Source organism: Candidatus Symbiopectobacterium sp. NZEC135, assembly GCF_025962695.1.
Genome location: NZ_JAGFPF010000242.1, coordinates 1 through 2,129 on the forward strand (window position 1 = coordinate 1; position 2,129 = coordinate 2,129).

The 2,129-nt window shown below is 58.3% G+C and carries 1 protein-coding gene and 2 pseudogenes; all 3 read left to right on the forward strand.

Translation table 11 applies throughout. The features are described 5' to 3' along the window. A partial coding sequence (locus tag J5224_RS25405) for a TrbG/VirB9 family P-type conjugative transfer protein (protein WP_264627980.1) occupies window positions 1-499 on the forward strand: 499 nt, incomplete at its 5' end. After that, a pseudogene (gene virB10, locus J5224_RS35615) lies at window positions 496-1,711 on the forward strand (VirB10/TraB/TrbI family type IV secretion system protein). The gene J5224_RS25405 and the pseudogene virB10, both read left to right, overlap by 4 nt. Continuing rightward, window positions 1,701-2,129, forward strand: a pseudogene (locus J5224_RS25420) (ATPase, T2SS/T4P/T4SS family); the annotation flags it as partial. The pseudogenes virB10 and J5224_RS25420, both read left to right, overlap by 11 nt.

Consider the following 2,129-nt stretch of genomic DNA (forward strand, 5'->3'; position numbering starts at 1 on the left):
GATGAAGCTAAGGGTATTGGATCAGGATACGCCCACGCTGGCGTTCGTTATCCGCTATCACTACCCGGATAATGCTCTGCAAACGGCGGCCAGCTCAACGCAGCAAAAAACCGAGCAGGAAGAAAAACAGCGTATCGCGGCCGCATTCAGCCGGTCGGGCACAGCGCGCAACTGGGATTACACCAAACGGGTAGCCGCACACGCCGCCTTTATCGCACCTGACTTCGCCTATGACGATGGTCGTTTTACCTATCTCGGCTTTTCACCGTCGAAAACCCTGCCTGCACCTTTTCTGGTGGTTAACGGTCAGGAGCAGGTTGTCACGCCCGGGGTGATGCAGCAAGGCCGCTACACCGTGCTGACGCTACGTGCCCTTTCGCCGCAACTGGTGTTGCGCTACGGGCACGCCGTGGTCGGCATTGAAAACAGCGCCTTTGGCAAAAGGCCGTTGACCAGGGGTGACACCGTGTCGCCAGACGTCGAACTGGAGGCCAAATGACCGATACGCCTTCGACCGACACTGGGAAAACCACTGCTGAGAGGGAAGCAGAAGCCCGCACACGCCTGCGTGCCGAGAGGACCCCACATACGCAAGAGCAGCGACATGACCCCAACCAGCCTGAAGTGGCCCGTTTTCGCAAGCCCTCCGGGCATCGCACACTGATTGTCATTCTGCTGAGCCTGGCCTTATCGATAGCGCTGTCGCTGGGCGGCAGTCGCTTTTTTGGTACGCTGAAAACCGGTGGTAAGAAAGAGGCGGGAAGTACGCCCCCCTCAGGGATTGCGTCAGCACATGCGCGCCGTGGTCTGGGTATGGACAGCAACCCTTTCGGACAACAGACACCGCCATCCGTCACAGCGTCGGCCAACCAATCTGCCGCCACGTTGCCCCCAGAGCTACCAAGGTTAAATAAGGCGGGGGGGCGTGGCCAGCGCCGGTACAACCACTGCCCCCTCAGAGCGCAGCTCGACCGTCCCCTCAGTGACATTGGTTAAGGGCAAAGAAGAGCAGCCATACCCCAATGAACAGGACGCGTCGCCCCCAGACAGTACCCATAGCAGCGCGACTTTAGCCTCTATCACCCATGTCAGGCGACTGGGACTCGATCCTGATCTGTATATTCCGGTTGATCGCTATATCCCTTGTTCGATGATGCGACGTTTCGTTTCCGAGGTGGGCGGCAGGATCTCCTGCCTGATCGGCGAGGACGTCTACAGCGCCAGCAACCACGTCAGGCTGATCCCGGCAGGCACGCTGGCGCGGGGGATCTATCGCACCGGCGCATTGCAGCACGGGCGCAGCCGGATGTTTGTTATCTGGACTGAATTGCGCACGCCGGAGCCCGGCAGCCTGCAAATACCGCTGACCGATACCGAGGTCACCGGCCAACTGGGCGAAGCCGGTATCACGGGCCGGATCGACAGCCATTTCTGGCAACGGTTTGGCAATGCGCTGATGCTGAGCACGGTGCAGGATGTGGCCGCCGCAGCGGCAGGCGCAGCGCCGGGCAAAGACCGCCATACCGACTACACCGAAAACACCCGTGCCGCCACGGCTGAAATGGCAAAAATCACGCTGGAGAACAGCATCAACATCCCTCCGACGCTCTACCTGAATCAGGGGGACATCATCGGCATCATGACCGGGGCGGATATTGATTTTTCATCCCTCTATCAGTTACGGCTGAAAGCGAGGAGATATGGGCACTGAAAACCTGTCGCTGGATTTCATGAAACAGCAACTGTTCGGTGATCTACTGCCGATTGAAGGACTGACTGAAATCGCCATTAACCGACCGGGCGAGATCCACACCAAAATATACGGAGCATGGCAAAGGCACGCTGCCGCCATCACCCTGCGCCAGTGTTATGCCTTTGCCAACGCGCTGGCCGCCTGGCACGAGGACAATATTGATGATGTGTCACCGATCCTTTCTGCCACACTCGGATCCGGTGAGCGCGTTCAGGTGATTATTCCTCCGGCCTGCGAGCGTGATACCGTTTCCATTACGCTGCGCAAGCCCGCCTTTGAACAAAAAGCCCATCAGTTGTATATCGATAACGGGTTTTATCACCGGGTAACGAATAAGCAGCAGGAGGAAAACCACGATGATGCGCTGACGCAATAC